Origin of the sequence: Clostridium oryzae, assembly GCF_002029235.1 — a bacterium.
Lineage (GTDB): Bacteria > Bacillota > Clostridia > Clostridiales > Clostridiaceae > Clostridium_AE > Clostridium_AE oryzae.
On record NZ_MZGV01000129.1, the window covers coordinates 1 to 4,458 of the forward strand.

Below are 4,458 nucleotides of genomic sequence, written 5' to 3' on the forward strand. Positions count from 1 at the left end.
CTTTAATATAAATGATATCTTCTTTATACCAAATTCAATATAAACCATAAGAGCTGCTACAATTATCCTGAATATTATGCTGGTCATAAAATATGTAAGATTAAAAATCATTGTAAAAGAATATAGAGCTCCTATTGTAGATGATATAATTAAACGCTTTTTTGTTATTTTGATGTTTAAAGTTTGAGCAGTTATGGTAAGGAGAAACATATCTACAATAAAATTTTCAAGAAAAAACATATCTACATAAACTATCAACGTCATCCCCCTCCCTTCTATAGATAACCAATTTTAGTTTTTACCATACAACGATAGAGAATTTCGAGGATTAGCTATTCCAACACTGTATGATAGATTAACATGCCGCTTATCTATATGTTAATTATATATCTATGTAAAGTAAAATTTTGTCATTTTTATCTACTAATTATATTTTTTTATAATTAAAATTTCTACATTAAATTCTTATAAGCATAAAAAAAGTTATACAAAAGTGCATTTCTGCACTTTTGTATAACTTCTTTAAACTGGACTGTTTTATATTATTTTCTCTGTTTTCTTAAAAATGCTGGTATTTCAAGATCCCCATTTGAATAGTTGTTGGTGCTTGTAGCAGCCGCCTCGCCTACAGAAGCATCTGCTTCCTGCTCAGCTTCAGTTTTTGTCTTTTTAGGTTCCATTTTATCATTTTGAAAACCTGTAGCAATAACTGTAATTCTAATTTCATCCTTAAGATCTTCATCAATTACTGCACCAAATATAATATTAGCATCAGGATCTGCTGCTTGCTGAACTATTTCAGCTGCTTCATTTATTTCCAAAAGACCAAGATCTACACCGCCTGTTACATTAAGTAATACTCCAGTAGCTCCAACTATGGACGTTTCAAGAAGTGGACTTGATATAGCTTGTTTAGCTGCTTCCTGTGCTCTTTCATCACCAGACGCTTTTCCAACTCCCATATGAGCTAACCCTTTGTCTAACATAACAGTTTTTACATCTGCAAAATCCAAATTTACAAGACCAGGGATAGTTATCAAATCCGATATACCCTGAACACCCTGTCTTAATATGTCATCAGCCATCTTAAACGAGTCTACTAATGTAGTTTTCTTATCAACCATAGCTAGCAATCTTTCATTAGGTATAGTTACAAGTGTATCTACTCTATCCTTCAGGTTTTTAATTCCCATATCCGCATGAAGCATTCTTTTTCTTCCTTCAAATGGGAACGGTTTAGTTACAACACCTACAGTCAATATACCCATAGATTTTGCTATTTCTGCTACCACAGGAGCTGCACCAGTTCCTGTTCCGCCGCCCATTCCAGCTGTTATGAAAACCATATCAGCTCCTTTTATAGCTTCAGAAATTTCCTCTTTACTCTCTTCTGCAGCTTTATGACCAATTTCTGGATTAGCACCAGCACCAAGTCCCCTAGTAAGCTTATCACCTATCTGTATCTTCTGAGATGCATTTGATAACATCAAAGCTTGCTTATCAGTGTTTATAGCAATGAATTCAACATTTTTTAGTCCCTGCTGTATCATACGATTAACTGCGTTATTTCCACCACCGCCGCAGCCAACTACCTTTATTTGTGCAAATCTCTCTACATCAACATCGAAATCTAACAAGACAATACCTCCTCATTTAAATAAGTCATCAAAATAGTGCTTTATTTTAGATACAAAACTTTTGTTTTCTTTTAAAACTTCATCCTTGGAAACAGAGCTTTCCAATGGATCACCTTCATATTCAAACTCTTTGCCTACAAACTTTACTATACCAGTAGGAATATAGTAAATAGAACTATTTACTTTAGAATTATTTACTTTTAACACTTTAATGTTCTTTTTTAGCTTGTCCTCATATGCTTTAAGACTTTCCATATAACTTTCTATTCCACGTCCAGTAAAATATATATCTTTTATATCGTTATATTTGTCACTTTTCTTCAGTGATTTAATTGAAATTGAAATTAATTCTTCAACGCGTGCATCAACTATCTCTCCAAGCAAATCGATATTAAAAGGTTTCTCTTCTTCATCATCAAATACCAACACATTTGAATCGCCGCTTTGAGATATTTTTAATTTTTCAGCTTTTTCAAAAGTTATGTTTAAACAATTTGCTATGTCACTGGTTATATTATTTCCTCCCAGTGGTATAATCTCATTATAATAAATATTCTTATCCTTTACTATTGAAATATCTATTGTTTCTGAACCTATATCCACAAAAGCATTTGTATTGCCTTCATCCTTATCTCCACTGATTAGTGCGTCTAATGCCAATGGTGCTGCTATAACTCTAATGATTTCAATACCAGCATTCTCTACACTTTTCAGTAAATCAATAAGCACAAATTTGTCAGCAGTCAAAACTTCAGCTTCAACCTCTACCTTATGTTTTCCAAAGGAATAGTGACTACTTGTATTATCATTACCAATTATAACCTTTGTAGGTATGATATCTACAATTTCGTCATCCTCATCAACATCTAAATTTTTCGCTTTTCTTACAAAGTCTATAATATCTTGCTGAGAAACTGACACTTTATTTTCAGATAAAAACATTGTACCTTTATACTTTATCACGCGGCACAAGCCACTAGGTATGGATATATAGGCACTATTAACAGTTTTGCCAGATATGCTTTCAAGCTTCTTTTTGCATGCCAAAACAGCATCTTTAGTTTTATCAGCATTACTTATAACGGATTTTGATACACCATCGCATGCTGAGGAGGTAACTGCAGATACTTGAATTTTTCCAAAAGAACTTTTCGCCATAATAGCCGAAACCCTAGATGAACCAATATCCAGTGCCACAAAGTTATCTTCCATTTAGCTATCCCCCTTATATAAGCACCTATAAAATTATATATTCAACACAAATTCTAAATTTCCTCTAATATTTCTAAATTTTTTAATAAAATTTAATTATATATTAATAAAAGTAATGAGGATAAAAATACCCTCACAAATTAAATCGATATTGCTGTTTTCTAATTAACTTTTTCGAGCTCATTGATATTAACATTTCTTGTATGAATAGTATGGTTCCATTCTTTCTTATCTTTATTTAATATGCCTAAAATGCATATTGGAATCCATGTAAGTAAATATACCGGGAATGTTAAACAATATAGAAGCACTTTGAAACTTAGCTTCTTCTCTAAAAACAATACAAGCGGAACATAAACAATCTGAAAAAGTATAAGTATTGCAGATATGGAAAGTATAGCAACATTAAAAGCATTTTGGCTCGATGCTATGTTCCCTATATTGCTAATTATCTGAAGAATTCCTGATATATGATACATATCTTCTAAGTAAGCACGCCAGTTCATAAATAAACTTACTATAACCACTAGTCCAGATAGTGCAGTTATATGAGGCTGAATACTGTAAATAGCACAATCCAATGCTTTAAAATCAAGTTTTGTAACAGCACGCTTTATAAGCTTAAAAAAGTATCTGCTGGCTACATCAGCAAAGCCTTGCATCCATCTCTTTCTCTGATACCATGATTGTGCAAGCGTAAGAGGCTTTTCATCATAAACTACGGCTTCATGTGCATATCCTACTCTTTTTCCATTAAGAACTAACTTACAAGAAAACTCTAAGTCTTCAACTAGACAAGTAGCTCCCCAACCTAGTTCTTTTAATACTTCTGTAGACACCGCAAACCCAGTTCCGCCCAATTGGCTAGACAAATGAAGATTTTTTCTGGCATTTTGATACATTCTATTATTAGTCCAAAAGGATATAGAGTAATTTCCAGTAATCCAAGTATCTGTAGGATTCTTGCTATCTAGATATCCTTGAACAACTTCATAACCTTCACATAATTTATTGTTCATTTCGCTCAAGAAGTTTTTTGCTACAAGATTATCAGCATCTAATATAACCACTGCGTCATACTTCTTATCCATCTTGAAAATATTTGAAAACATCCAGTCTAATGCAAAGCCTTTACCTCTTTTGTCTTTGTTTGTACGTTCATATACTATAGCTCCGCTATTTCTTGCAACATTAGCAGTGTTATCTGTACAATTATCTGCAATTACATATATATCATAAAGCTCCTTTGGGTAATCGATTTTATGTAGACTGTCCACTACACCATTAATAACTGCTTCTTCATTATGGGCAGCTACCAGCATTGCAAACTTCTTTTGAGGCGCAAATTTCTTTTTATCTTTAAATTTAATAAGTCCGAAGTAAGTTATTATCATATAGTACATAGAAAGCACTAACATTGCTTTCGTAAAAATTGTCCATACAATGCCTAGTATTTCTTTAAATAAATACATTCGTTTATCCCCCCTAGTTCAACAGTTATTTTAGCACAAATACCATTGAATTACTATATATAATTAATTAATTTAATTAATTAATTAATTATGTAGAATTCTTGTACGGTTTGCTAATTTATGGGGTAATACTATTG

At 32.2% G+C, this 4,458-nt stretch carries 4 protein-coding genes; all 4 read right to left on the bottom strand.

Features of this window, described 5'->3' with window-relative positions:
* On the bottom strand, positions 1-258 hold a 258-nt coding region (locus tag CLORY_RS22470; protein ID WP_207652252.1), incomplete at its 3' end, for a sigma-E processing peptidase SpoIIGA.
* Between the two features lie 284 nt (positions 259-542).
* On the bottom strand, positions 543-1,637 hold the full coding sequence (gene ftsZ, locus CLORY_RS22475; RefSeq protein WP_079428773.1) for a cell division protein FtsZ: 1,095 nt from the start codon (positions 1,635-1,637) through the stop codon (positions 543-545).
* 12 nt (positions 1,638-1,649) lie between these two features.
* Positions 1,650-2,849 carry a cell division FtsA domain-containing protein gene (locus CLORY_RS22480; RefSeq protein WP_079428775.1) on the bottom strand — a complete coding sequence of 400 codons (1,200 nt, stop codon included), beginning with the start codon at positions 2,847-2,849 and terminating at the stop codon, positions 1,650-1,652.
* 161 nt (positions 2,850-3,010) lie between these two features.
* Positions 3,011-4,321, bottom strand: a complete 1,311-nt coding sequence (locus CLORY_RS22485; RefSeq protein WP_079428777.1) for a glycosyltransferase family 2 protein — start codon at positions 4,319-4,321, stop codon at positions 3,011-3,013.
* Positions 4,322-4,458 lie beyond the last annotated feature (137 nt).